Genomic DNA, 23,806 nt, shown 5'->3' with positions numbered 1-23,806 from the left:
GGTTATGCATCCAAGGCTGAAAACTCGTTTGTAGCACACCCGCCGCGCTGGGCACCATGACTCCCTCACTTCATGGAGCAGCCTGATGACCACCGCCCGCGCCTCACTCTTTACCGGTGTGATATTGGCCGTTGTCGCCACCCTGGGCTGGGCGCTGAACTTCATTGCGCCCTACGTCACCGGGGTCTACAGCCTCTACGACTTGATGGCCGTACGGTTTCTGATGGCCGGTGGGCTGGGTCTCGTCTGGATCATGGTGTGCAGGGCGCAATTGAGTGTACTCAGCACCGGCCAGTGCGTACTGGCGGCAGCACTGGGCGCACTGGGTTGCCTCGGTTATGGCGTGTGCATTGCTGGCGGCGTGATGTTCGGCGGCCCGGTGCTGACGCCAGCGTTTGTCGGCATGGTCCCGGTGCTACTGGCGTTGATAGGCAACGCCAGTCACAAGACCCTGCAATGGCGCCAGTTGGTGATGCCGTTGTCCTGCCTCACTGTGGGGCTGTTGCTGGCGACAGTCAGCAGCCTCCACCTGCCCGCCTCCGGCACCGGTTCCTGGCTGGCGGGGTTGTGTTTCTCCTTGGGCGCAGTGGCCTTGTGGCTGGGGTTCAGCGTCATCAATCAACAGCAACTGGCACGCCTGCCTGCCCGCGCAACCGGCCTGTGGACCGCCTTGATGCTGGTAGGCGCAGGCGGCGCGGCGCTGTGCCTGCTGCCGTGGCTATACACGCTGGGCTTGTTCCGGTTGCCGACCCTTGGCGCGGGCTGGAACCAGGCATGGCCGCTGTATGCCTGGAGCCTGGGCATCGCGGTGATGTCCACGGTGGTCGGCGCCTGGGCCTGGAACGCGGCAACGCGGCGCCTGCCCATGGTACTGAGTGGCCAATTGATTGCCCTGGAATCACTCTTCGCCAGCCTGCTCGGTCTAGGCTTTCACCGGCGCTGGCCGACGCCAATGGAAGCCGTGGGCCTGGCTGCCGTGCTCGTCGGTGTGGTCATGGCGGTTCGTACCCTCCTGGCGCAGGCAAAACCCGCCACAACCCATCAGACCTTCGGGGAGATTCAACCATGACCCATTCAAACGACGCACTGGCACTGCCCCACACCTTTGACTTTCGCAATCAAACTGTGCGCTGGGGCCAGCTGGGTACCCAGGGGCCGGCGCTGGTGATGGTGCATGGCACGCCGTTCTCTTCCCATGTGTGGCGGCGTATCGCGCCCTTGTTTACCCAGCAGTACCGCGTGTTCTATTACGACCTGCTTGGCTATGGCCAGTCTGAACAGGCGCCGGGCCAGGACGTGTCTCTGGGCGTGCAAAACCTGTTGCTCGCCGCCCTGCTACACCATTGGGGCCTGGAACGCCCCCATGTGCTCGCCCAAGATTTTGGCGGCGCCACGGCCCTGCGCACGCATCTGCTTGATGGCTGCGACTATGCCAGCCTGACCTTGATCGACCCCGTCGCCATGGCGCCCTGGGGTTCGCCGCTGGTGCAGCATGTGCGCCGCCATGAACAGGCCTTCAGCGACGCGCCGGCCTATATCCATGAGGCGATTGTGCGTGCCTATCTACAGGGCGCCGCCTTCACGCCGCTGCCTGCCGAGGTGCTGCACGCCTATGTCACGCCCTGGACAGGCGAGGTAGGCCAGCCCGCCTTCTATCGCCAGATTGCACAGATGGACCAGCGCTATACCGACCAGATTGAAGAGCGGCTCGCCGAGCTGCGTTGCCCGGTGCAACTGCTCTGGGGCGAAGAAGACCAATGGATCAACGTGGCACAGGGCGACGCGCTCGCAGGTAGATTAGGTGCACGCTACCTGCGCGTCCCGCGTGCGGGGCATCTGGTGCAAGAGGACGCGCCCGAGGTCATCGTCGCTGCCTTGATGACCTTTCTAGCTAGCGTCACAGATCAGTGATTTCCTTGTGGCGCGGCACCAGCGTCTTCATCACGCTCCAGGCCACCAGGTAAGCCAGGGCGCATATGGCAAACATGATCATGTAGCCGGTATGGATGTCGTTGATGGACTTGTAATAGTCGAACACCCAGCCGCCGATCTTGGTCATGAGCACGCCGCCCAGGCCACCGGCCATGCCGCCAATGCCGACCACCGAAGCCACGGTTTTCTGCGGGAACATGTCGGACACGGTGGTGAAAATGTTGCATGACCACGCCTGGTGTGCCGAAGCGCCCACACCGATCAGCAACACCGGCACCCAGAAGCTGAGGTAACCCAACGGCTGCGCCAGCAACACCACCAGCGGGAACAGCGCAATCACCAGCATGGCTTTCATGCGCCCGTCATAGGGGGCATCGCCGCGCGCCATGAAGTAGCTGGGGAACCAGCCGCCGCCAATACTGCCGACCATGGTCATGCTGTACAGCACCGCCAGCGGCATCACGATATCGGCGCCTTTCATGCCGTATTGGGCAGACAGGTAGGTGGGCAGCCAGAACAGGAAAAACCACCACACGCCGTCAGTCATGAACTTGCCGAAGGCAAACGCCCAGGTCTGGCGGTAGGTCAACAGTTTGAACCAGGAGACTTTCTTTCCTGCGGTGCCCGTCGGTGCCGGGGTAAACGGTTGTACGGTCTGGTCGCTGCGGATGTAGGCCAGTTCCTCAGGTGACAGGCGTTTTTGCTGTTCCGGTTTTTCGTAAACGGCGGCCCACACGGCTACCCAGACAAAACCCAGCATGCCGATGACCATAAACGCCGCCTCCCAGCCCCACAGGCCGGCAATCAGAGGGACACAGATCGGCGCCAGGATCGCGCCGACGTTGGCGCCGGAATTGAAGATACCGGTGGCCAGGGAGCGTTCTTTCTTGGGGAAATATTCGGCAGTGGCCTTGATCGCGATCGGGAAGTTACCCGCTTCGCCAATCGCCAACACCGCCCGCGACAGCATGAAGCCGGCGATCGACACCGGGATCACCGCCAGGCCAATGGCACCACTGACGGCTGCGATACCCTCGCCCATCGGCACCGCAAACGCATGCATGATCGCGCCGGTGGACCAGATACCAATGGCTACCACATAGGCGGCCTTGGTGCCGATCCTGTCGACGAAGCGCCCGGCAAACAGCATGGAAATGGCGTAGACGAACTGGAACACCGCCGCGATGTTGGCGTAGTCGGTGTTGCTCCAGCCAAACTGCGTCGACAGTTGCGGTGCCAACAGGCTCAGCACCTGACGGTCGAGGTAATTGACCGTGGTCGCGAAAAACAACATCGCGCAGATCGTCCAGCGATAGCTGCCGACCGCCTGGCCGACACGAAGGGCACTGATGGGCTCGTTCAGATTCATGGCATCACTTTTTATTTTTGTTAGGTAGGACATATGTAACGTCATATGTCGTCGTACAACTGCGGGTTTTATAGCGAGACGCCCACGCAGTGTCAATCGCAAAGATTGCCGCTTATCGAGGATTTACGCGGAATAGGAAAATGTCAGGCTTGTGCAGTTGTAGGATGACAAACCCTGAGCACCAGGCTGGGCGCTTGGCCGGGTACATCATCCAGCAGGCCAAAACGTTGCATGCCGAGCTTCTCCAATACGCGGATCGACGCAGCATGATCGGGTCGCACTAACCCGAAGACTTCCGGTAGAGATAGCGTGTCAAACGCCAGCGCCAGGGCATCCCGCCCCAGTTCAGTGGCATACCCCTGCCCCCAGGCCTCGACGGCCAGGCGATAGCCAAGGTTGATGCGCTGCTGCGTCAGGTAGTTAAGTGGCGCAATGCCGCCAAACCCGATGATGTGCTCGGGGCTCTCTTTGCAGGCAATCGCCCACCAGCCGTAGCCCTGGGAGGTCCATTGCTCCAGCCAGTGATCCAATAGCCGTTGTGCCGCATTTAGGTTGGGCAGCGGGCCGGCAGGATTGAACAAGTTGGTCTGTGGATCACCGAAGATCGCGAACAATCGCTGAACGTCTGCGGCCCGTGGTTGGCGGTAGGTAAGGCGTGAATGACTGCTTGGCATTTAAATGACTTCCCTGCTTTGCCTGACTAACAATGACAATTCCCCTGTGGGAGCGCTCGAGCTTTAGCGAGGCCGCGATGGCGACAGTTCAGGCAACACAACTGCCAACAGTACCGCCGCCTTCGTAGCCTCGCCGGGGCTCGACAACTCCCACATCGGTTATGCGCCTGGCACAAATCCCCTGTGGGAGATTCTATGGTTGAGGGGCAACCCTCAACCAACTTTTGGCTGATATTCGCTTTGCCCTTTCAGCAGAGCGAACACCACCCTAGCAAGCTTGCGGGCCAGTATTACCAGCGCCTGTGTGGTGCTATAGCCTCGCGCCCTCTGTGCTTGATAAAACGCTTTCCATGTCTCTGTTCGGCTAGCCGCCATCGCTGCGTTATGCAGCAGGCGCCGAGCTTCTGAGTCGCCGCGCTTACTTAAACTACGACGACCATCCTTCTGTCCTGACTTGTTGACGCGCAAATCCATACCAAGAAAGGCGATAAACGCGTCCGAATTCCTGAACTCTCCCCGTTGGAAGGTGGCAATCAAACGCGCGCCAGTCAAAAAACCGATGCCTTCGACTTTCAAGCAACGCTTCAACTGACCCAGTAAACCTGCTTCTTTCAGGCAGTCACTGATCATTTTTTCGATTAACCCTTCCAGTCTCTGCATCGACTTCACCTGCTCGGCAAACGAGGCCTTAAGAAGCGGCTCGTTCGCCCAGCTTTGCGTCAGGCTGACGCGCGCCTGAACCAAGGCTGCGCGCCGACGAAACAGGCTTAGAAGATGGCGATACAGCGGTGATGGAGGTGTCCAGGGACGCAGTTCGTCTGCCTCCTTTCTCAAATAGCGGACGAGCAGCTTGGCATCCAAAGCATCGGTCTTGGCCCGGATCTTCACGCTTTCGCGGTAATGCTTGAGCTCATAACCTCCAACCATGTAAACCACGCAACCAGCTTCATGAGCTAGATCAGCAAACTCCAAGTGGTAGATATTGGTGGCTTCAATTGCGATGGCCACTTTGCAGGACAAGGCCTTCAGCCATTTTTTGATAGCGGCTTTGGTGTTTGGGATTGTTTCTAACAGATCGACTTCAGCGTGATAAATCACCAGTTCATTCTTAGCGACATCGACGCCTACGATTGGCTTTGAGACAGAAACTGGCATTGCCATGGGGCTTCCTCCGGGCTAAGGTTTTGAGCACTTGAAGGGCTCACCCAGAGGCGCAGGCTTGTTCCTATCGTCGGTCATAGCCAGATGCATTCTTTATCGGCGCTTGGGTGAAAGGAGGAGGGGCGAAATCTCCCACGGTCTGTACTGCGTCAACAGTCAGAATCGGGCTTTGTCCCTTCTCCTCCCTTCAAGTCCTAGCATACAAGCGGGCTTGCCCGCGAAAGCGGAGTGCCAGTTACTGAATCTTCGACTGAACCACCGCTTTCGCAGGCAAGCCAGCTCCCACATTGGTCATGTACTACCCACAAAATCTGCGCCTGGCCCAGATCCCCTGTGGGAGCGGGCTTGCTCGCGAAGGCGGTGTGTCAGTCACTGAATCTTTGACTGAACCACCGCTTTCGCAGGCAAGCCAGCTCCCACATGGGTCATGTACTACCCACAAAACCTGCGCCTGGCACAGATCCCCTGTGGGAGCGGGCTTGCTCGCGAAGGCGGTGTGTCAGTCACTGAATCTTTGACTGAACCACCGCTTTCGCAGGCAAGCCAGCTCCCACATTGGCCCTGTATTGCCCACAGAATCAGCGCCTGACACAAATCCCCTGTGGGAGCGGGCTTGCCCGCGAAAGCGGAGTGCCAGTCACTGAATCTTCGACTGAACCACCGCTTTCGCAGGCAAGCTGAACTGGCCTAATGATTTTGGACACTTCAATCGGGCGTTATGATAGCGCCCAAATCTGAGGTGTTTGGATATGCGTAAATCTTATTCGAGTGAGTTCAAGCTCAAGGCTGCCAGCATGGTGCTGGATGAAGGCCAGCCGGTTACTGAGGTCTGTGCCAGCCTAGATATCGGCCCCACTGCTCTACGCCGCTGGGTCGATCAAGTGCAGAAAGAACGCCTGGGTTCGACCCCGGTAGGGGCCAAGGCGATTACCGCTGATCAGCGAGAAATCCAGAGGCTCAAAGCCCTACTCAGGGAGAAAGACCTGGACATTGAAATCCTAAAAAAGGCCAGTGCTCTCCTGCTTTTGGACGCCAAAGATCATTCACGCTGATCGATGAGCTGGACGAGCAATACGGCGTTAAAAGGTGTTGCCGGGCGTTTGGGATCAACCGTAGTAGTTTCTACGCCTGGCGCCAGCGCCAGGGCAGAGCAAATCCTGAACGGGACAAGCTCAAAGCCGCGCTGGTCAAGCACCACAGGGCGTCCAGAGAGTCGGCCGGCGCACGTACTTTGTCCAAGGAGCTAAAAGCCAAAGGGCATCGTATCGGACGTTATATGGCTCGCAGTTTGATGCGCGAAGCTGGCATCGCTAGTCGTCAGCGCAGGCGCCATAAGTACAAGTCGCCGGGCGTTGAGGCATTGGTTGCGCCGCACGTGCTCAAGCGAAAATTTGATGTAACGGCGGTTAACCAGGTGTGGTGTGGCGACGTAACTTACATCAAGGTCGGCAAGCGATGGATGTACTTCGCCGCCGTTCTGGATTTGTACGCTCGGAGGATCGTGGGTTGGTCGTTCTCGATGATTTCTGATGCCAATCTGACCTGCGAAGCGCTACGCATGGCGGTTGAGCTACGCGGCCGCCCCCAGGATGTGTTGTTTCATTCAGACCAAGGTTGTCAGTACACCAGTCATAAATTCCGAAACGAGCTTGTGAAACACGGATTTAGACAAAGTATGAGCCGTAAAGGCGAGTGCTGGGACAACGCCCCCATGGAGCGTTTCTTTGGTAGTTTGAAATCAGAGTGGGTTCCTGAAACGGGCTACAAACTGGAACATGAGGCCCGGGCAGACGTGCAGCGCTATGTCTCGCGCTACAACATCAGCAGGCCTCACAGCTACAACGACTACCGGTCGCCGGTCGCGAAGGAAAGGTTGGCGGCGTGAACCTTAATCGGTGTCCAAGATTACTTGACCAGTTCAAGCCAGCTCCCACATGGGTCATGTACTACCCACAAAACCTGCGCCTGGCACAGATCCCCTGTGGGAGCGGGCTTGCTCGCGAAGGCGGTGTGTCAGTCACTGAATCTTTGACTGAACCACCGCTTTCGCAGGCAAGCCAGCTCCCACATGGGTCATGTACTACCCACAAAATCTGCGCCTGGCCCAGATCCCCTGTGGGAGCGGGCTTGCCCGCGAAGGCGGTGTGTCAGTCACTGAATCTATGACTGAACCACCGCTTTCGCAGGCAAGCCAGCTCCCACATTGGTCATGTACTACCTACAAAATCTGCGCCTGGCCCAGATCCCCTGTGGGAACGGGCTTGCCCGCGAAAGCGGAGTGCCAGTCACTGAATCTTCGACTGAACCACCGCTTTCGCAGGCAAGCCAGCTCCCACATGGGTCATGTACTACCCACAAAACCTGCGCCTGGCACAGATCCCCTGTGGGAGCGGGCTTGCCCGCGAAGGCGGTGTGTCAGTCACTGAATCTTTGACTGAACCACCGCTTTCGCAGGCAAGCCAGCTCCCACATTTGATCTGTTTTGCCAATAGCCATGCTTCGGCCTCCAGAACCCGGCATTTTTACCCCCGTGAGAAAAAATACACAAAGCGGTGAATTATTTCGTGTCCACTTGTATCTGAACTGACAGAGCGGTGCCATCGTAGCGATGGCACCTCCCCTGTTCAGCTTTTGAGTGGCCCGCATGAAACTACGTAAAAAACGCGTCAAACCCATCGGATTGAAAGACATCACCATTGTCGACGACAACAAGATGCGCAAGGCGATCACCGCCGCCGCACTTGGCAATGCCATGGAATGGTTCGACTTTGGCGTCTATGGCTTTGTCGCCTATGTGCTGGGCAAGGTGTTTTTCCCTGACGCTTCCCCCAGCGTGCAGATGATCGCAGCGCTGGCCACCTTCTCAGTACCTTTCCTGATTCGCCCGTTGGGCGGCCTGTTCTTCGGCGCACTGGGCGATAAGTACGGGCGGCAAAAAGTCCTGGCCGCCACCATCGTGATCATGTCTCTGAGCACGTTCGCCATCGGCTTGATCCCCGGCTATGCCTCCATTGGCATCTGGGCCCCGATCCTGTTGCTGCTGTGCAAAATGGCCCAGGGTTTCTCGGTGGGCGGCGAGTACACCGGCGCGTCGATTTTCGTGGCTGAATATGCTCCGGACCGCAAGCGCGGTTTCCTTGGCAGTTGGCTGGACTTCGGCTCCATCGCCGGTTTCGTGCTCGGCGCGGGTGTGGTGGTGTTGATCTCCACCGTGCTCGGTGAAGCAGAATTCGAGGCCTGGGGCTGGCGCTTGCCGTTCTTCCTCGCCCTGCCCCTGGGCATCATCGGCCTGTACCTGCGCCACGCACTGGAAGAGACCCCGGCGTTTCAACAGCATGTCGACAAACTCGAACAGGGTGACCGCGAAGGCCTGAGCCACGGCCCTAAAGTCTCGTTCAAGGAAATCGCCACCAAGCACTGGCGCAGCCTGCTGACCTGCATTGGTATCGTCGCGGCCACCAACGTGACCTACTACATGCTGCTCACCTACATGCCGAGCTACCTGTCCCACAACCTGCACTATGCCGAAAACAGCGGCGTGCTGATCATCATTGCGATCATGGTTGGCATGTTGTTCGTGCAGCCGTTCATTGGTTTTGTCAGCGACAAGATCGGCCGCAAGCCGTTCATCATCGCCGGCAGCATCGGCCTGCTGTTCCTGTCGATTCCGGCCTTCATGCTGATCACCAGCGGCAAGACCGGCCTGATTTTCGGCGGTCTGTTGATTCTGGCGGTGGTGCTGAACTTCTTTATCGGTGTGATGGCGTCGACCTTGCCGGCAATGTTCCCCACCCACCTGCGCTACAGCGCCCTGGCTAGCGCCTTCAACGTCTCGGTACTGATCGCCGGTGTTACGCCGACCGCCGTGGCCTGGCTGGTGGAGAGCACCAACGACCTGTACATGCCCGCCTATTACCTGATGGTGTTTGCGGTGGTTGGCCTGATCACGGGCCTGACCATGAAGGAAACCGCCAACAAGCCCCTGCGTGGCGCGGCCCCGGCGGCTTCCGACATGGAAGAAGCCAAGGAGCTGCTGCAGGAGCATCACGACAATATCGAGCAGAAAATCGAAGACATCGATGCCGAGATTGCCGCGCTGCAAACCAAGCGGGAAAACCTGGTACAGCAACACCCGCGCATCAACTAATAACCTGACTGTGCGTGGTCGCGGCCTGCGACCACGCCATTGGAGCGTTCAGCATGGTTTCAAGCGTCACCGCCGCACACAGGTTACTCAGCGCAGACGAGCGCGCCGCCATTGCCGAAATTGAAGCAACCACCAATATCCTCAAGCTGGTCACTCGTCTGACCGGGATGAGATTCGCCGGCATCGCCAAGTTCACCGACCAGGAATGGGTGGTGTGTTCGGCCTACGACCCGCTACAAATGGGCATCAACGTCGACGACGTACTTGACCTTGAAACCACCCTGTGCAGTGAGTTCTGCATCAACCCACACACCCTGTTCATCCCCCAGATCAGCCAGAACGGCCGTTTCGCGTCACGCCCGGTGGTCAAGCAATACGCCATCGAAAGCTACGCCGGTGCGCCGATCTTTCTGCCCGATGGCCGCCTGTTCGGGGCGCTGTGTGCGCTGGACTCACGGGCCATGCTGTTCGACGACCCGAACCTGCCGGAAACCCTGAGCCTGTTCGCACGGCTTATCGGCTGCATCTTCTACGCTAATCTGACCCCGGCGGATCACTGACACCCGCCCGGCCCCGCAGTGCTGCCATATCACGCTTGGGCGGCACCCCGAACAGCCGGCTGTACTCACGGCTGAATTGCGACGGGCTCTCATACCCGACTTTGAACGCGGCACTGGAGACATCCTGGTGCTCGTTCAACATCAATCGTCGTGCTTCATTCAGACGCAGCCATTTCTGGTATTGCAGCGGGCTCATCGCGGTCAGTTGCCGGAAGTGATGGTGAAAGGTCGCCGCGCTCATTTGCACCCGCGCTGCCAGCTCTTCCACACGCAGGGCCCCGTCGAAATTCAACTTCAGCCAGTCGATGGCCTTGGCAATTCGATAGCCCTGCCCGTCCACCGAGCAGATCTGGCGCAGTCGGCCGGCCTGGTCGCTTTCAATAGCCGGTAATGAATCTCGCGCTGGATCAATGGCGCGAGGACCGGGATAGCCTCGGGTTCGTCCAGCAACGCCACCAGGCGCGCGAATGCGGCCAGCATGCCGTCGGTGACCGTGCCGATCCCCACGCCCTTCATGACTGCGCGCTCACGCACCGGCGGCAAGCCACCCTGGGCGATCAGCTCGGCGAGCATGCGCAGGTCCAGCTTGAACGTCAGCCCTAGGCACGGCTGCTCGGGGCTGGCCGCCAGCACCTCGGAATTGGCCGGGATGTCCAGCGACGTCACCAGGAACCGGGACGTGTCGTAGGGGTAGCCCTCGCCACCGACCCACAACTGCTTCTCGCCCTGAGCCACCAGCACGATGCACGGCTCAACCATGCACACCACCGGCGCAGCGGGTTGCTCACGCCGATAAAAGCCCAGGCCGGGGATCGGCATCGCGTAGTCGCCGGGCGACGGGGTGCGCGAACCAATCGACTGGATCAGCGCGTTCAGGGGGGTGGGAGTGGACGTCATAACAGACCCTTTCAATGCTTCATTGCACTTTACCCGCGCAAGTCACGGGCGTCGTCATCTGGCGCTGAAACTCAGAGGATCAGGCAAGTAATCCACTCAAATGCACTACAGAAGCCCTGCCGTCACCCGGAAAATGTGCGGACACTTCACAAGGAACATCCCTATGAAACGCCTCTTGCTCGCCCTGGGTTTGCTGGTGACTTCTCTTTCTTCATTTGGAGCCGATATGTCTAACGGTGCGGATAACTTTTACAGCAGCGACACAGTGACGGCCGAACCTGTCACCTTCAACAATCAATACGGCATGCAGGTGGCAGGCACGCTGTTCGTGCCCAAACACCTGGCCCCAGGCTCAAAGCACGCAGCCCTGGTCGTCGGCCACCCGATGGGCGCCGTCAAAGAGCAAAGCGCCAACCTCTACGCCACCAAAATGGCTGAACAGGGTTTCGTGACCCTGTCCCTGGACCTGTCGTTCTGGGGCCAAAGCGCCGGTACGCCGCGCAACGCGGTGTTGCCCGACCTCTACGTGGAAGACTTCAGCGCCGCCGTGGACTTTCTCGGCACTCGCCCACAGGTCGACCGGGAACGCATCGGTGCCATCGGCATTTGTGGCAGCGGCAGTTTTGTGATCAGTGCTGCGAAGATCGATCCGCGTCTCAAGGCAATCGCCACCGTCAGCATGTACGACATGGGCGCGGCCAACCGCAATGGCCTCAAGCACGGCATGACCTTGCAACAGCGCCAGCAGATCCTGCGCCAGGCCGCCAACCAGCGCTATGTAGAGTTCCAGGGCGGCGAGACCCGCTACACCGGTGGCACGCCGCACAGCCTTACCGGCGACCCGGTCGGCGACGAGTTCTACGACTTCTACCGCACCCCGCGCGGCGAAGTCACCCCGGCAGGCGCCTCATCGCAGACCACCACCCGCCCGACGCTGACCAGCAACGTCAAGTTCATGAACTTCTACCCCTTCAACGATATCGAGACGATCTCGCCGCGCCCACTGCTGCTGATTACCGGGGCCGACGCGCACTCCCGTGAGTTCAGTGAAGACGCCTACCAACGCGCCGCCGAGCCCAAGCAATTGCTGGTCATCCCCAACGCCGGCCATGTAGACCTGTACGACCGCGTCGAACTGATCCCGTTTGACACGCTCACCACCTTCTTCCAGAGCCACTTGCAGTGAGTTCCGTTATCCCTCAACCGCAACGCTGGGGCGCGGTGCTGGCGATGTCGCTCGCGGCGTTTGCCTTGGTCGCCTCCGAGTTCATGCCGGTCAGCCTGCTCACACCGCTGGCCGCTGACTTGCACATCACTGAAGGCCAGGCCGGCCAGGGCATTTCCGTGTCCGGGGTGTTTGCCTTGCTCACCAGCCTGGTGATCGCGGTGGTTGCCGCGAGGATGGATCGCAAGCGCCTGCTGATGGCCCTGACCCTGCTGATGATCGTCTCTGGCAGCGTGGTGGCGTTCGCACCGAATTACGCGGTGTTCATGTTCGGGCGCGCATTGATTGGGGTGGCGATTGGCGGTTTCTGGTCGCTGTCGGCGGCCACGGCAATGCGCCTGGTCGAGCCCGCCCAAGTGCCAAGGGCCTTGGCCATCGTCAACGGTGGCAACGCCCTGGCGACGGTGATCGCGGCGCCGCTGGGCAGCTTTCTTGGCGGCCTGATTGGCTGGCGCGGCGCATTTTTTTGCGTGGTGCCGGTGGCCGTGATTGCGCTGGCCTGGCTGTGGCTGAGCTTGCCTGCGCTCAAGCACAGCGGCGCAGCGAACACCGGCAATGCGCTGCGCCTGCTGAGAAACTCCAAGGTGGCCGTGGGCATGTGCGCCGTCAGCCTGTTCTTCATGGGCCAATTCATGCTGTTCACTTACTTGCGGCCATTCCTGGAAGGCGTGACCCGGGTCGAGGTGTCCACCCTGTCGCTGATGCTGCTGGTGCTCGGCCTGGCCGGCCTGGCGGGTACGGCGTTGATTGAGCATTTGCTCAAGCGTCACCTGTACCCGACGCTGATTGCCATTCCGTTGATCATGGCCGGCATTGCCCTTGCGCTGGTGGGGTTCGGCGGTTCAGCGATTGTCACCACTCTGCTGTTGGGCTGCTGGGGCCTGGTAGCGACAGCTGCACCGGTTGGCTGGTGGACATGGCTGGCGCGCACCGTGCCCGACGACGCTGAGGCCGGCGGGGGGTTGATGGTCGCCATCATCCAGTTGGCGATTGCCGCCGGTGCCACCGTCGGTGGTGTGGCATTCGACTTGAGCGGTTATCAGGCCACCTTCGAGTTGAGCGCCGCCTTGCTGGTAGTCGCCACACTGCTGGCTTACCTGGCATCCCGGCGCCCTGCTCACGCGCGCATGGCGAGCGACGCTATTTGAAAAAATGACTCGGCGTTTTGCCAAACTGTTTCTTGAACATGCTGGTAAAAGCGCTGGGGCTTTCGTAGCCCAATTCAAACGCCACATCAATGATCTTCTCCCCCACCGCAATGCGCTCCAGCGCCAGCAGCAACCGCGCCTGCTGGCGCCATTGGCCGAAGGTCATGCCGGTTTCCTTACGGAACAGGCGCTGGATGGTGGTCTGGTCCAATCCCAACCGCGCACTCCAGTCGGCGACGGTGGAGGCATCACTCGGTTCATCCTGCAACGCCAGGCAGATCGGGCTCAGGCGCGGGTCGGCAGGCTGGGGCAGCGACAGCGGCAAGGCCGGGAGAATGGCCAGTTCGTCAAGAATCAGGTGCATGATCCGCGCGTCGCGTGAATCCTCGGCATACGGCGGTTTCAAGCTCACCGAGGCCTTGATCAGTTCACTCAGCAGCGGCGAAACCGTCACCGTCTTGGGCTCGGCCGGCAAGTTGGGGAAGCTGTCCGGGCGCACGAACACGCTGCGCATCTTCAGCGTACCCACGCAACGCAGTGAGTGAACTTGACCGCAAGGCATCCAGAAGCCACGATTGGGCGGCACCGTCCATTGCCTCAGGGCCGAGTACACCACCATCACACCGCCAATGGCGTACAGCAGTTGGTGCTTGTTGTGGCTGTGTTCGGGGATCACCCAGTTTTCGGGGTAATCAGTGGCCGAGCTGATGACGGCCCAATCGCCCTCATCGATTTCTCGCAGAAATTTATCCAGTGATTTGATCATTTCGCCCTTTTTGCGATGGTTTCTGCCCGAATTGCGCGAGACAGGCATTGGCGCCGAATCTAGCATAAACGCCGAGTCCAGATGGAGTGGCGGTTCACATCACCGCCGCCCGCCTCCACGCCTGTCAGTTGCCTTGTACGGAATGCCCGCATGTCCACAGTCACAGCGTCACCCGCCGCACCTTCGACCAGCTCGCAAGTAAGCCCCTTAGTCATGCGCGTCCTGGGCGCCTGTGCCCTGGCGCACCTGATCAATGACTTGATACAGGCGGTACTGCCGTCGATCTACCCGATGCTCAAGGCCAACTACGGCCTGAGCTTTACCCAGGTCGGCCTGATCACCCTGACCTTCCAGTTGACCGCCTCCCTGCTGCAACCGTGGATCGGCTACCACACCGACCGCCACCCCAAACCCTGGCTATTGCCGGCGGGCATGGTGTGCACCTTGATCGGCATCTTGATGCTGGCCTTTGTCGGCAACTTCCCAGCGATATTGCTCGCGGCAGCGCTGGTAGGTGTGGGCTCATCGACCTTCCACCCGGAAACCTCCCGCGTCGCACGCCTGGCTTCCGGTGGGCGCTACGGCCTGGCGCAATCGACCTTCCAGGTCGGCGGCAACACCGGCAGCGCTTTCGGCCCGTTGCTGGCGGCGGCGATCATCATTCCCTACGGCCAAAGCCACATTGCCTGGTTCGGCCTGTTTGCGGTGTTCGCCATCCTGGTGCTGTACGGCTTGAGCCGCTGGTACCGCCACCACCTCAACCTGTTCAAGCTCAAGCAAGGCAGCCAGGCAACCCACGGTTTGTCCAAAGGCCGCGTGACCTTCGCCCTGGTGGTATTGGCTGTGCTGGTGTTTTCCAAATACTGGTACATGACCAGCCTGACCAGTTACTTCACGTTCTACCTGATCGAGAAATTCCAGCTGTCGGTAGCCAGCTCGCAGATGTACCTGTTCCTGTTTCTCGGCGCAGTGGCCGTGGGCACCTTTGCCGGTGGCCCGATCGGCGACAAGATCGGCCGCAAGAAAGTCATCTGGTTCTCGATCCTCGGCGCCGCACCGTTCACCCTGGCCCTGCCCTACGTCGACCTGTTCTGGACCGCCGTACTCAGCGTGGTCATCGGCTTTATCATCGCCTCGGCGTTCTCGGCCATCGTGGTGTTTGCCCAGGAACTGGTGCCGGGCAATGTGGGCATGATCGCCGGGATATTCTTCGGCCTGATGTTCGGCTTCAGCGGGATCGGCGCGGCGCTGCTCGGGATGCTCGCTGACCATCACGGCATCGAATACGTGTACAAGCTGTGCTCGTTCCTGCCGTTGGTGGGCATCCTCACGGTACTGTTGCCGTCGACCAAAGGCGTTTGATCGATCACGTCGCCCCATAGCCGTAGTTATCTACAACTTTGGGGCGACGCGGGACCTGTGGCGAGGGAGCTTGCTCCCGTGACGGCCTGCCAGCCGACGCATATTTATCTGACACCACTAGATCCAAATGTGGGAGCTGACTTGCCTGCGATGGCGGCCTGCTAGCCGAAGCCTATCTACCTGACACCCCCACGATCCAGATGTGGGTGGCTTGCCTGCGATGACCATAGGTATCGACACAATTCCGTAGCGCTCAACGGTAACCACGATGCGAAGCGAGCCGCTCTTGATCTGCTATGGATATGTCCACAATCCAACTGTGTTGACTGCCAGGCCGCCTTCGCGAGCAAGCCCGCTCCCACAGTGGGATCGCGGTGCTTCAGGTATAGAAGCGTCAACTGTCAGGCCGCCATCGCAGGCAAGCCAGCTCACACTTTGGATCGTCGTGTGTCAGTCAGATCAGCGTCGCTGGCAGGTCGTCACGGGAGCAACAAGCCTCACTTCATGGCCCGGCGAGAAAACCCATTAACCACGATATAGAGCAGCGGCCCTACCGACACAAACACTGCCGTCAGTAAAAAATACGGCAGCACTGAGGCCATCGACCGCCCTCGCCCACGCGCATCCCGGTACATCCACACACACGCCAGCACCGCCATCAGATACAGGTCAATCACCACCTGTGCCGTATCGGGTCTGGACATCAGTTCCCATCCAAATGCCAACAGTGACTGCTCGGCCGTGAGCATGGTCGCCACGGTATAGACGGTGAATCCCAGCAAGGCCGCCAGGGCGATATAAGGTTTTTGCATGGTCTCTTCCTTGAAGTGCAACGTTAATCAACGCGGCCACCTTAGCGACAAGAGACTGCCGCTCGCAATCCTGCTGACGTCTTTCTCGAGATGTCCTGCGCGCCGCCCACACGAAGTAGGCCGCGCTGGTTTTGTGAAATATCTGTACGTAGACTGCCGCCATACCCCCACTTGAAGGCGGCGAAAAAAACGTGATGCAAGTTACTGAAGTCTCCATTGCCCAATTGCGCGCTGCGCTTGAAGCCGGCCAGACCACGGCAGTTGAACTGGTGCAGGCGTACCTGGCGCGGATCGATGCCTACGATGGCCCGCAGACGGCCACTGCACTGAACGCCGTGGTGGTACGCAACCCCGACGCGCTCAAAGAAGCCCAGGCGTCCGATGCGCGCCGCGCCAAGGGGCAAACCCTGGGGCCGCTGGATGGTATCCCCTACACGGCCAAGGACAGTTACCTGGTCAAGGGGTTGACGGCTGCATCCGGCAGCCCGGCGTTTGCCAAGCTGGTGGCCCAGCGCGATGCCTTCACCATTGAACGCCTGCGGGCCGGCGGCGCCATCTGCCTGGGCAAGACCAACATGCCGCCGATGGCCAATGGCGGTATGCAACGTGGCGTGTATGGTCGCGCCGAAAGCCCCTACAACGCCGACTACCTCACCGCGCCGTTTGCGTCGGGCTCCTCCAACGGCGCTGGAACCGCCACCGCCGCCAGCTTTGCCGCGTTCGGGCTGGCTGAAGAAACCTGGTCCAGCGGTCGCGGCCCGGCCTCCAACAATGGCCTGTGTGCCTACACGCCTTCACGCGGGGTGATTTCGGTGCGCGGCAACTGGCCGCTGACCCCGACCATGGACGTGGTAGTGCCCTATGCGCGCACCATGGCCGACCTGCTGGAAGTGCTCGACGTCGTGGTGGCCGAAGACCCGGACACACGAGGCGACCTGTGGCGCCTGCAACCCTGGGTGCCAATCCCCAGCGTCACCTCGGTGCGCCCGGAGTCCTACGCGGCGCTGGCAGTCAACAGCGAAAGCCTGGCCGGCAAGCGCTTTGGCGTGCCGCGCATGTACATCAACGCCGACCCGGAGGCTGGCACCAGCGAAAAACCTGGTATCGGCGGCCCGACCGGGCAAAAGATCCACACCCGCGCCACGGTGATTGAACTGTGGCAAGCCGCGCGCCAGGCATTGGAAGCGGCGGGGGCCGAAGTGATCGAAGTGGATTTCCCGCTGGTGTCCAACTGCGAAGGCGACCGCCCCGGCGCGCCGACGGTGTTTACCCGTGGCCTGGTCTCTAAAGAGTTCCTCCACGACGAGCTGTGGGAGCTGTCTGCATGGGCCTTCGATGATTTCCTGCGTGCCAACGGCGACCCGCACCTGAACCGCCTGGCCGATGTGGACGGGCCGAGCATCTTCCCCCACGACCCCGGCACCCTGCCCAACCGTGAAGACGACCTGGCCGCCGGCATGGACGAATACGTGCGCATGGCCCAACGCGGCATCACGCCATGGGACCAGATCAGCACCGTGCCCGACGGCCTGCGCGGCCTGGAGCAAACCCGGCGCCTGGACCTGGAAGACTGGATGGACACCCTGGGGCTTGACGCCGTGCTGTTCCCCACCGTGGCCGACGTAGGACCGGCCGATGCCGATGTGAACGAAGCGTCTGCCGATATCGCCTGGAGCAACGGCGTATGGGTCGCCAACGGCAACCTCGCCATCCGCCACCTGGGCGTACCCACCGTCACCGTGCCGATGGGCGTGATGGCGGACATTGGCATGCCGGTGGGGCTCACCTTCGCCGGGCGTGCCTATGACGATTCGGCGCTGTTGCGCTTTGCCTCGGCGTTCGAAGCCACCGGCAGCAAACGGATGATCCCGCCGCGTACGCCACCGCTGGCGGCTATCTAGCTGGGCTCCTCACTCAAAGTGTGGGAGCGGGCTTGCTCGCGAATGAAGTGTGTCAGTCAACAAATCAGGTGACTGACACGGCGCATTCGCGAGCAAGCCCGCTCCCACACTTTTTATTCATATTTCAGTTCAAACACCGTGGTGCGACGATCGAAGAACCTCGTTGCGACGCTGCCACTCCTCCACCACTTCCCCCAAGGTCTTGGGTGCGCCATTACGAATCCACGCCATGAATGGACGGTTGAACTTGAACGCCGGGCCGCACTGCTCAAGCATAAAGCGGCGCACGTTCTGGGTGTTTTTGTAGCTAGGGGTGACGGGTGTAGCACGGGTGATGACGTCGCTGTGCCAGTCAAAATCCATGATGTACCTCGGCTGCGCGGATGGTGATGAACACTCTAGCGCCTCCTCACCTCAAGCTCCTGCAAATTTCACTTTCCTTCCCCCTTGAGAATATTGCATGGTTGTACGACGACATACCTCGTCGTATTTCCCAACAACAATAAGGAAAACCCCCATGCCCAACTTCAAAGTGCTGATCGGATTTCTGTGCCTGTTCTGCGGCTACGTCGCCGCCGCGCCCGGCGCAGCCGAGAAGGATGTAGCCCAGGCAGTCGATCAATTGACCCAAGCCATGCTGCACCTGGACCTCAAGCAGCTTCATGCACTGACGTCCGACAAGCTCACCTACGGCCACTCCAGCGGCAAGGTGCAGAACAAGGCGCAATTCATTGCCGACCTGGAAACCCATACCAGCGCGTTCAAAACCCTGGAGATGCAAAACCAGACCATCACCCTCAATGGCGATACCGCCCTGGTGCGCAACCACTTCCACGCCCTGGCAGTGAACAGCGGTGTGGACACACCAACCGATATCGATAACTTCCAGGTCTGGCAAAAACAGCATGGCAAATGGCTGCTGATTGGTCGCCAGGCTTACAAGTACTGAAGATCGCTCACCACGCCACCACCTTGCGCACCTTCACCAGCGCCTCACGCAACGCCGCCATCGACACCGAACCCAGGGCCAGGCGCAGTGCGTGGGGCACCTGGGCCGAGACCGCGAACGGTTCGGCGGTTGAAACCGAGATGCCCGCCCGCTGCAAGGTCATGGCGACCTGATCGGCGCGGGCGTCTTCCGCCAACGGTAGCCACAGAAAGTAGGATGACGGGTGGCTGATGGTCTTCACGCCCCTCAGCACCTGTGCTGCCAACGCTTGACGAGCCTGGGCATCCGCACGCTTTTGCGCCTCCAGTTGCGCCACCGTGCCGTCCTCGAGCCAGCCCACCGCAATCGCGCTCATCACCCCCGGCACGTTCCAGGTAGTGGCCATGATCGTGCGTTCCAACCCGCTTACCCACGCCATAGGCGCAGCGATAAAGCCCACACGCAAACCGGTGGCGACACTCTTGGACAACCCGCCGATGTACACCGTGCGCTCCGGTGCAAGAGTTGCCAAAGGTGGCGGTGCTTCTTCGGCGAGAAACGCATAGGCGCCATCCTCAATGATCATCAGGTCGTGCTGCCGGGCGATTGCCACCAAACGCTCGCGCTGCGCCAGGCTCATCACCCAGCCCAGCGGGTTATGCAGGGTCGGCATGCTGTACACCGCTCGCACCGGGCGCTGGCGACACAGGCTGTGCAGGTGGTCCAGGTCCGGGCCGCTGGCGGTGACTGGGATGGCGACCAGTTCCAGATGCAGGGTTTCGGCCAGTACCTTGAACCCCGAATAGGTCAATGCATCCACCGCGACCACATCCCCAGGCTTGAGCAAGGTCATCATGCTTACGGCGAGGCCATGCTGGGCGCCGCTGACCACCAGCACTTGCTCGGCTGGCACCGTCAGCCCGCGGTTCAACAAGTGCCGGGCCACGGCGGCGCGCTCGTGCACACGCCCGGCATGGGGCTGGTAGCGCAGCAACGCCTCCAGATCACCAGACAGGGCGAGCTGGCGCAACGCCGTGCGCAACAGCTCGGCCTGGCCCGGCAAGGACGGGTAGTTGAAATTCAGATCGAGCACACCCGCCGTAACCGTCATCTGCCCGCTGCCCTGCCCTGGCGGCAACGCGATTTCACGCACGAAGGTGCCGCGCCCGGTTTCGCCGCTGACCAGGCCCATGGCTTCCAACTCGCTGTACACCCGGCTGGCGGTGACCAGTGCCAGGCCATGCTCGGCGGCCAATTGCCGATGGGTAGGCAACCGCGTGCCGGGCTGCAATTGGCCGCTGCGGATGGCCTCGGCGAAGGTATCGACCAGCGTCTTGTAGCGAGCACGGGGCATAGGGTTGTATCCATGACAATTTTTTGATTGTCTTAATCTTCAATCCTAGGATGCCCAGCACGCAACTGCCATTTTCGGACAGGTCCCCCATGGAACGCACTTCTCCTCTCGGCACTCTGGACAGCAGCACCCAGGGTTGGATCAACGGTTTTATCGGCGTGGTGATTTTCAGCGGCTCGCTGCCAGCCACGCGCCTGGCGGTGATGGAATTCGATCCGGTGTTCCTGACCATGATCCGCGCCACCCTCGCGGCACTATTGGGGTTGTGCCTATTGGGGGTATTCAAGGAAAAACGCCCCACACGCCAGCAATGGGCACCACTGGTTATCGTCGCGCTTGGCGTGGTGATCGGCTTTCCACTGCTGACGGCCCTGGCCCTGCAGTACGTGACCTCGGCCCACTCCATCGTCTTTATCGGCCTGCTGCCACTGGCTACGGCGGTGTTCGGTGTGCTGCGCGGCGGTGAACGGCCGAGGCCGGTGTTCTGGTTGTTTTCGGTCCTGGGCAGCCTGTTGGTGATGGGATATGCCATTGCTCAAGGCTTGAGCGCCGCACCCGCGGGCGATGTGTTGATGCTGTTGGCCGTGCTGGCATGCGGCCTGGGGTATGCCGAAGGCGCCAAGCTGTCGCGCAACCTGGGCGGCTGGCAGGTGATCTGCTGGGCGCTGGTGGTGTCGCTGCCGGTGGTGGCGCCCTTGAGCCTGTTGTTGGCGCCGTCCACCCTCAGCGGTATCAGCTTGCCGGCATGGCTGAGCCTGGGCTATGTGGCGTTGTTCAGCATGTTGATCGGCTTTGTATTCTGGTACCGCGGCCTGGCCCAAGGCGGGATTGCCGCGGTTGGCCAGTTGCAGTTGCTGCAACCGTTCTTCGGCCTGGCGCTGGCGGCGGGTTTGCTGCATGAACAGGTCAGCCTGGGCATGGTGCTGGTGACGGTGGCGGTGATCGGCTGCGTGGCCGGGGCGAAGAAGTTTGCTCGCTGACCCCTGGCCTGCTAAATAGAAGCGTCGCCAAACAACAACAAGGACTCTGCATGCACAGCGCTTCTCTCCAGGACACCACGGCGCCGGACGGCATCTGTTACGGCTGCGGCAGCAGCAACCCACATGGCCTGCACATCAAGAGCCGCTGGGATGACGATGGCGTGCACGTCATTGCCGAGCACCAACCCGAGGCCAAATACAGCGGCTGGCCGGATCTGGTTTACGGTGGGCTGATCGCCATGCTGGTGGACTGCCATTCCAACTGGACCGCCATGGCCTACCACTACCGCGTCGAACAGCGTGAACCCGGCAGCCTGCCGCGCATCGACTGCGTCACCGGTAATCTGGGGATCAAATTCATCAAACCCACGCCCATGGGGGTGCCCCTAGTCCTGCGGGCTCGGGTCGAAGGCGAAATCGGCCGCAAAAGCCGTGTGGTCTGCGAAGTGTATGCAGGCAGCGTGCTCACCGCCGTCGGCGACTCGGTGTTCGTGCGCGTCGACACCGGGCAACTGGCCGCCGCTGCCCATGGCCGCGAGGTTTGATCCTGGTCTACAGTGACGGCAACCGCTAATCGAGGACTGCACCGATGACTCGTCTGACCGCGAAAGACTTTGCTCCCGAACTGCTGGAACTCTACGACGGCTATGCCCACGGCAAGATCAACCGCCGCGAATTTCTCGACCGCGCCGCGCTGTTCACCCTCGGAGGCCTCACCGCTTCGGCATTGCTCGCGGCCCTGAGCCCCAATTACGCCCTGGCCGAACAGGTGAAATTCACCGACCCGGATATCGTCGCCGACTACATCACCTACCCCTCGCCCAAAGGCAACGGCACCGTGCGCGGCTACTTGGTACGCCCAGCCAAGGCCGCAGGCAAACTGCCAGCCGTGGTGGTGGTGCATGAAAACCGGGGCCTGAACCCTTATATCGAAGACGTCGCCCGACGCCTGGCCAAGGCCGGCTTTATCGCCTTGGCCCCGGACGGCCTGACCTCGGTGGGCGGCTACCCTGGCAATGATGAAAAAGGCGTGGCACTGCAACAGACCGTCGACCCGACCAAACTGATGAACGACTTCTTCGCCGCCATCGAATGGCTGATGCACCACGACAGCAGCACGGGCAAAGTCGGCATCACCGGGTTCTGTTATGGCGGTGGCGTGACCAATGCAGCGGCGGTGGCCTACCCGGAACTGGGCGCGGCAGTGTCTTTCTACGGGCGCCAACCCGACGCCAAGGACGTACCGCGCATCAAGGCGCCGATCATGTTGCATTTCGGTGAACTGGATACGCGCATCAATGAAGGCTGGCCGGCGTATGAACAGGCATTGAAGGCCGCGGGGACGAGGTATGAGGCGTTTATCTACAAGGGCGCCAATCACGGTTTCCATAATGATTCGACACCGCGCTATGACGAAGCAGCGGCAAACCTTGCCTGGGAACGCACCCTGGGATGGTTCCGCCAATACCTCGCCTAGCCAAGCGCTGACGGTGGGAGCGGGCTTGCCCGCGAAGGCAGTGTGTCAGTCGCTGCACCTGTGACTGCACAACCGCTTTCGCAGGCAAGCCAGCTGCCACCTTTGATCTTCATTGCTTTGGGCATTGCGTTCGCTAGACTGATCGGCGTCAGCTCAGGCAACACTCGCCTGTAACCACCCTTTGAACGCCACCATCGCGGGTGTCTCAGCCCGCGACTGCAAGCGCGTCAACCAATAGCTGCCGGTGGTGATCCCCATCTCGAACGGCTGGCGGATCACATCGTTCTCCAATTGCCGCGAAAACATACGAGCTGGCGCCAGTGCCACGCCGGCACCTTGCAGCGCGGCCTCCATCATTGCCAGCGAGGAGTCGAACACCACGCTGCGCGGCACCCGGGTATCGCTGGGCAAACCGGCGGCCTGGAACCACAGGTTCCACTCATCGGCACGGTAGGAACGCAGCAAGGTATGCTTCAACACGTCAGCCGGGCTGCGCAGTTGTTCGGCAATCTGCGGCACGCACAACACCGTCAACGGTGCCTCAAGCAAAGGGCACGCATCGGTGCCGTGCCACGCGCCGGCGCCAAAGCGGATGGCATAATCCAGGCCCTCGGCGGCGACATCCACGCGGTTGTTGTGGGTGGACAAGCGCAAGTCGATCAACGGGTAGCGGCTATGAAAATCCGCCAGGCGTGGCAGCAACCAGCCCACCGCAAAGGTACCGACCGCCCCCACCGTCAGGACTTCACGGTAATGGCCGCCTTCAAACTGATCCAAGGTCAGGGCGATACGGTCGAAGGCGTCACGCAGCACGGGCAGCAGGGATTCGCCTTCGCTGGTGAGCATCAAGCCCCGAGGCAGGCGCTTGAACAGCGTGACGTTGAGTTGCGCTTCGAGACTTTTGACCTGATGACTGACTGCCGCTTGGGTCACGCACAGCTCAATGGCCGCACGGGTAAAGCTCAAATGGCGCGCCGACGCTTCGAAGGCGCGCAAGGCATTGAGCGGCAGGTGGGAACGCAGCATGACATGACCCAAATTTTTCTAATGGCTGGTGCGAGATATCATCGTTTGCCCACGTCGGGAAATCCACCTACATTTGCCACGCCTGCG

At 60.7% G+C, this 23,806-nt stretch carries 22 protein-coding genes and 1 pseudogene; 14 read left to right on the top strand and 9 right to left on the bottom strand.

The genetic code is table 11. From position 1 onward, the window contains the following. The first annotated feature begins 85 nt into the window (after nucleotides 1-85). Nucleotides 86-1,069 (top strand): DMT family transporter, encoded by a 984-nt coding sequence (locus tag RHM69_RS03230; protein WP_200601177.1) that lies wholly within the window; start codon nucleotides 86-88, stop codon nucleotides 1,067-1,069. Continuing rightward, complete coding sequence (locus RHM69_RS03225) at nucleotides 1,066-1,911, top strand: alpha/beta fold hydrolase (protein ID WP_200601178.1); 846 nt, start codon at nucleotides 1,066-1,068, stop codon at nucleotides 1,909-1,911. Before RHM69_RS03230 ends, RHM69_RS03225 begins: the two co-directional genes overlap by 4 nt. On the opposite strand, the gene RHM69_RS03220 is transcribed toward RHM69_RS03225, so the two are convergent. From RHM69_RS03220 to RHM69_RS03210, 3 genes are all read right to left on the bottom strand, one after another. Then, nucleotides 1,898-3,301 carry an MFS transporter gene (locus RHM69_RS03220; protein WP_019817168.1) on the bottom strand — a complete coding sequence of 468 codons (1,404 nt, stop codon included), beginning with the start codon at nucleotides 3,299-3,301 and terminating at the stop codon, nucleotides 1,898-1,900. The two genes, RHM69_RS03225 and RHM69_RS03220, sit on opposite strands and share 14 nt — an antisense overlap. A 143-nt stretch (nucleotides 3,302-3,444) precedes the next feature. Next, entirely contained in the window at nucleotides 3,445-3,975 is a 531-nt protein-coding gene (locus tag RHM69_RS03215; RefSeq protein ID WP_014718643.1) for a GNAT family N-acetyltransferase, read from the bottom strand. A gap of 213 nt (nucleotides 3,976-4,188) precedes the next feature. Then, complete coding sequence (locus RHM69_RS03210; RefSeq protein ID WP_172832683.1) at nucleotides 4,189-5,130, bottom strand: IS110 family transposase; 942 nt, start codon at nucleotides 5,128-5,130, stop codon at nucleotides 4,189-4,191. A gap of 755 nt (nucleotides 5,131-5,885) precedes the next feature. Between RHM69_RS03210 and RHM69_RS31015 the strand changes: the two genes are divergently transcribed. From RHM69_RS31015 to RHM69_RS03195, 4 genes are all read left to right on the top strand, one after another. Next, on the top strand, nucleotides 5,886-6,188 hold the full coding sequence (locus RHM69_RS31015) for a transposase (RefSeq protein ID WP_014717988.1): 303 nt from the start codon (nucleotides 5,886-5,888) through the stop codon (nucleotides 6,186-6,188). Further along, entirely contained in the window at nucleotides 6,185-7,021 is an 837-nt protein-coding gene (locus tag RHM69_RS03205; protein WP_069868358.1) for an IS3 family transposase, read from the top strand. Before RHM69_RS31015 ends, RHM69_RS03205 begins: the two co-directional genes overlap by 4 nt. A gap of 759 nt (nucleotides 7,022-7,780) precedes the next feature. Then, entirely contained in the window at nucleotides 7,781-9,283 is a 1,503-nt protein-coding gene (gene proP / locus RHM69_RS03200; protein ID WP_014718644.1) for a glycine betaine/L-proline transporter ProP, read from the top strand. 53 nt (nucleotides 9,284-9,336) lie between these two features. Beyond that, nucleotides 9,337-9,843 (top strand): GAF domain-containing protein, encoded by a 507-nt coding sequence (locus RHM69_RS03195; protein WP_020302594.1) that lies wholly within the window; start codon nucleotides 9,337-9,339, stop codon nucleotides 9,841-9,843. Here the strand turns inward: RHM69_RS03195 and RHM69_RS03190 are convergent. After that, nucleotides 9,818-10,740, bottom strand: a pseudogene (locus tag RHM69_RS03190) (AraC family transcriptional regulator). The gene RHM69_RS03195 and the pseudogene RHM69_RS03190 overlap by 26 nt on opposite strands. A gap of 163 nt (nucleotides 10,741-10,903) precedes the next feature. Between RHM69_RS03190 and RHM69_RS03185 the strand changes: the two are divergent. Both RHM69_RS03185 and RHM69_RS03180 read left to right on the top strand, forming a co-directional pair. Next, a complete protein-coding gene (locus RHM69_RS03185) occupies nucleotides 10,904-11,926 on the top strand; it encodes an alpha/beta hydrolase (RefSeq protein ID WP_200601149.1) in 1,023 nt (340 codons plus the stop codon). After that, complete coding sequence (locus RHM69_RS03180) at nucleotides 11,923-13,113, top strand: MFS transporter (RefSeq protein WP_200601147.1); 1,191 nt, start codon at nucleotides 11,923-11,925, stop codon at nucleotides 13,111-13,113. The genes RHM69_RS03185 and RHM69_RS03180 overlap by 4 nt, the downstream gene beginning before the upstream one ends. On the opposite strand, the gene RHM69_RS03175 is transcribed toward RHM69_RS03180, so the two are convergent. Next, the gene (locus tag RHM69_RS03175) at nucleotides 13,106-13,927 is read right to left on the bottom strand and encodes an AraC family transcriptional regulator (RefSeq protein ID WP_014718649.1); all 822 of its coding nucleotides are present in this window, start codon (nucleotides 13,925-13,927) and stop codon (nucleotides 13,106-13,108) included. The two genes, RHM69_RS03180 and RHM69_RS03175, sit on opposite strands and share 8 nt — an antisense overlap. Nucleotides 13,928-14,029: 102 nt before the next feature. Between RHM69_RS03175 and RHM69_RS03170 the strand changes: the two genes are divergently transcribed. Further along, nucleotides 14,030-15,241 (top strand): MFS transporter, encoded by a 1,212-nt coding sequence (locus tag RHM69_RS03170; protein WP_032872382.1) that lies wholly within the window; start codon nucleotides 14,030-14,032, stop codon nucleotides 15,239-15,241. A 497-nt stretch (nucleotides 15,242-15,738) separates the two neighbouring features. On the opposite strand, the gene RHM69_RS03165 is transcribed toward RHM69_RS03170, so the two are convergent. Next, nucleotides 15,739-16,053 carry a DUF2834 domain-containing protein gene (locus RHM69_RS03165; RefSeq protein ID WP_014718650.1) on the bottom strand — a complete coding sequence of 105 codons (315 nt, stop codon included), beginning with the start codon at nucleotides 16,051-16,053 and terminating at the stop codon, nucleotides 15,739-15,741. A 191-nt stretch (nucleotides 16,054-16,244) separates the two neighbouring features. On the opposite strand from RHM69_RS03165, the gene RHM69_RS03160 reads away from it, so the two are divergent. Beyond that, nucleotides 16,245-17,954 carry an amidase gene (locus RHM69_RS03160; RefSeq protein WP_038450326.1) on the top strand — a complete coding sequence of 570 codons (1,710 nt, stop codon included), beginning with the start codon at nucleotides 16,245-16,247 and terminating at the stop codon, nucleotides 17,952-17,954. Nucleotides 17,955-18,083: 129 nt separating this feature from the next. On the opposite strand, the gene RHM69_RS03155 is transcribed toward RHM69_RS03160, so the two are convergent. Then, nucleotides 18,084-18,317, bottom strand: coding sequence for a DUF6434 domain-containing protein (locus RHM69_RS03155; protein ID WP_014718652.1), 234 nt, complete (start codon nucleotides 18,315-18,317; stop codon nucleotides 18,084-18,086). A 154-nt stretch (nucleotides 18,318-18,471) separates the two neighbouring features. On the opposite strand from RHM69_RS03155, the gene RHM69_RS03150 reads away from it, so the two are divergent. Next, nucleotides 18,472-18,903, top strand: a complete 432-nt coding sequence (locus RHM69_RS03150; RefSeq protein ID WP_014718653.1) for a nuclear transport factor 2 family protein — start codon at nucleotides 18,472-18,474, stop codon at nucleotides 18,901-18,903. A 7-nt stretch (nucleotides 18,904-18,910) separates the two neighbouring features. On the opposite strand, the gene RHM69_RS03145 is transcribed toward RHM69_RS03150, so the two are convergent. Beyond that, nucleotides 18,911-20,236, bottom strand: coding sequence for a PLP-dependent aminotransferase family protein (locus RHM69_RS03145; protein ID WP_014718654.1), 1,326 nt, complete (start codon nucleotides 20,234-20,236; stop codon nucleotides 18,911-18,913). A gap of 89 nt (nucleotides 20,237-20,325) precedes the next feature. Between RHM69_RS03145 and RHM69_RS03140 the strand changes: the two genes are divergently transcribed. From RHM69_RS03140 to yghX, 3 genes are read left to right on the top strand one after another with little or no spacing between them, the layout of a single operon-like run. Further along, nucleotides 20,326-21,216: a DMT family transporter gene (locus RHM69_RS03140; protein WP_003190848.1), complete on the top strand. Its 891-nt coding sequence runs from the start codon at nucleotides 20,326-20,328 to the stop codon at nucleotides 21,214-21,216. Nucleotides 21,217-21,266: 50 nt separating this feature from the next. Continuing rightward, entirely contained in the window at nucleotides 21,267-21,761 is a 495-nt protein-coding gene (locus tag RHM69_RS03135) for a PaaI family thioesterase (protein WP_014718655.1), read from the top strand. 44 nt (nucleotides 21,762-21,805) lie between these two features. After that, nucleotides 21,806-22,693, top strand: a complete 888-nt coding sequence (yghX, locus tag RHM69_RS03130; protein WP_014718656.1) for a YghX family hydrolase — start codon at nucleotides 21,806-21,808, stop codon at nucleotides 22,691-22,693. A 153-nt stretch (nucleotides 22,694-22,846) separates the two neighbouring features. Here the strand turns inward: yghX and RHM69_RS03125 are convergent, their stop codons facing one another. Further along, complete coding sequence (locus RHM69_RS03125) at nucleotides 22,847-23,719, bottom strand: LysR family transcriptional regulator (protein ID WP_014718657.1); 873 nt, start codon at nucleotides 23,717-23,719, stop codon at nucleotides 22,847-22,849. Between the last annotated feature and the right edge of the window lie 87 nt (nucleotides 23,720-23,806).

This window comes from Pseudomonas sp. CCI1.1 (genome assembly GCF_034348165.1).
GTDB lineage: Bacteria > Pseudomonadota > Gammaproteobacteria > Pseudomonadales > Pseudomonadaceae > Aquipseudomonas > Aquipseudomonas paracarnis.
The sequence above is the reverse complement of the archived record's forward strand: the minus strand, read 5'-3'. Positions and strand labels throughout refer to the sequence as shown.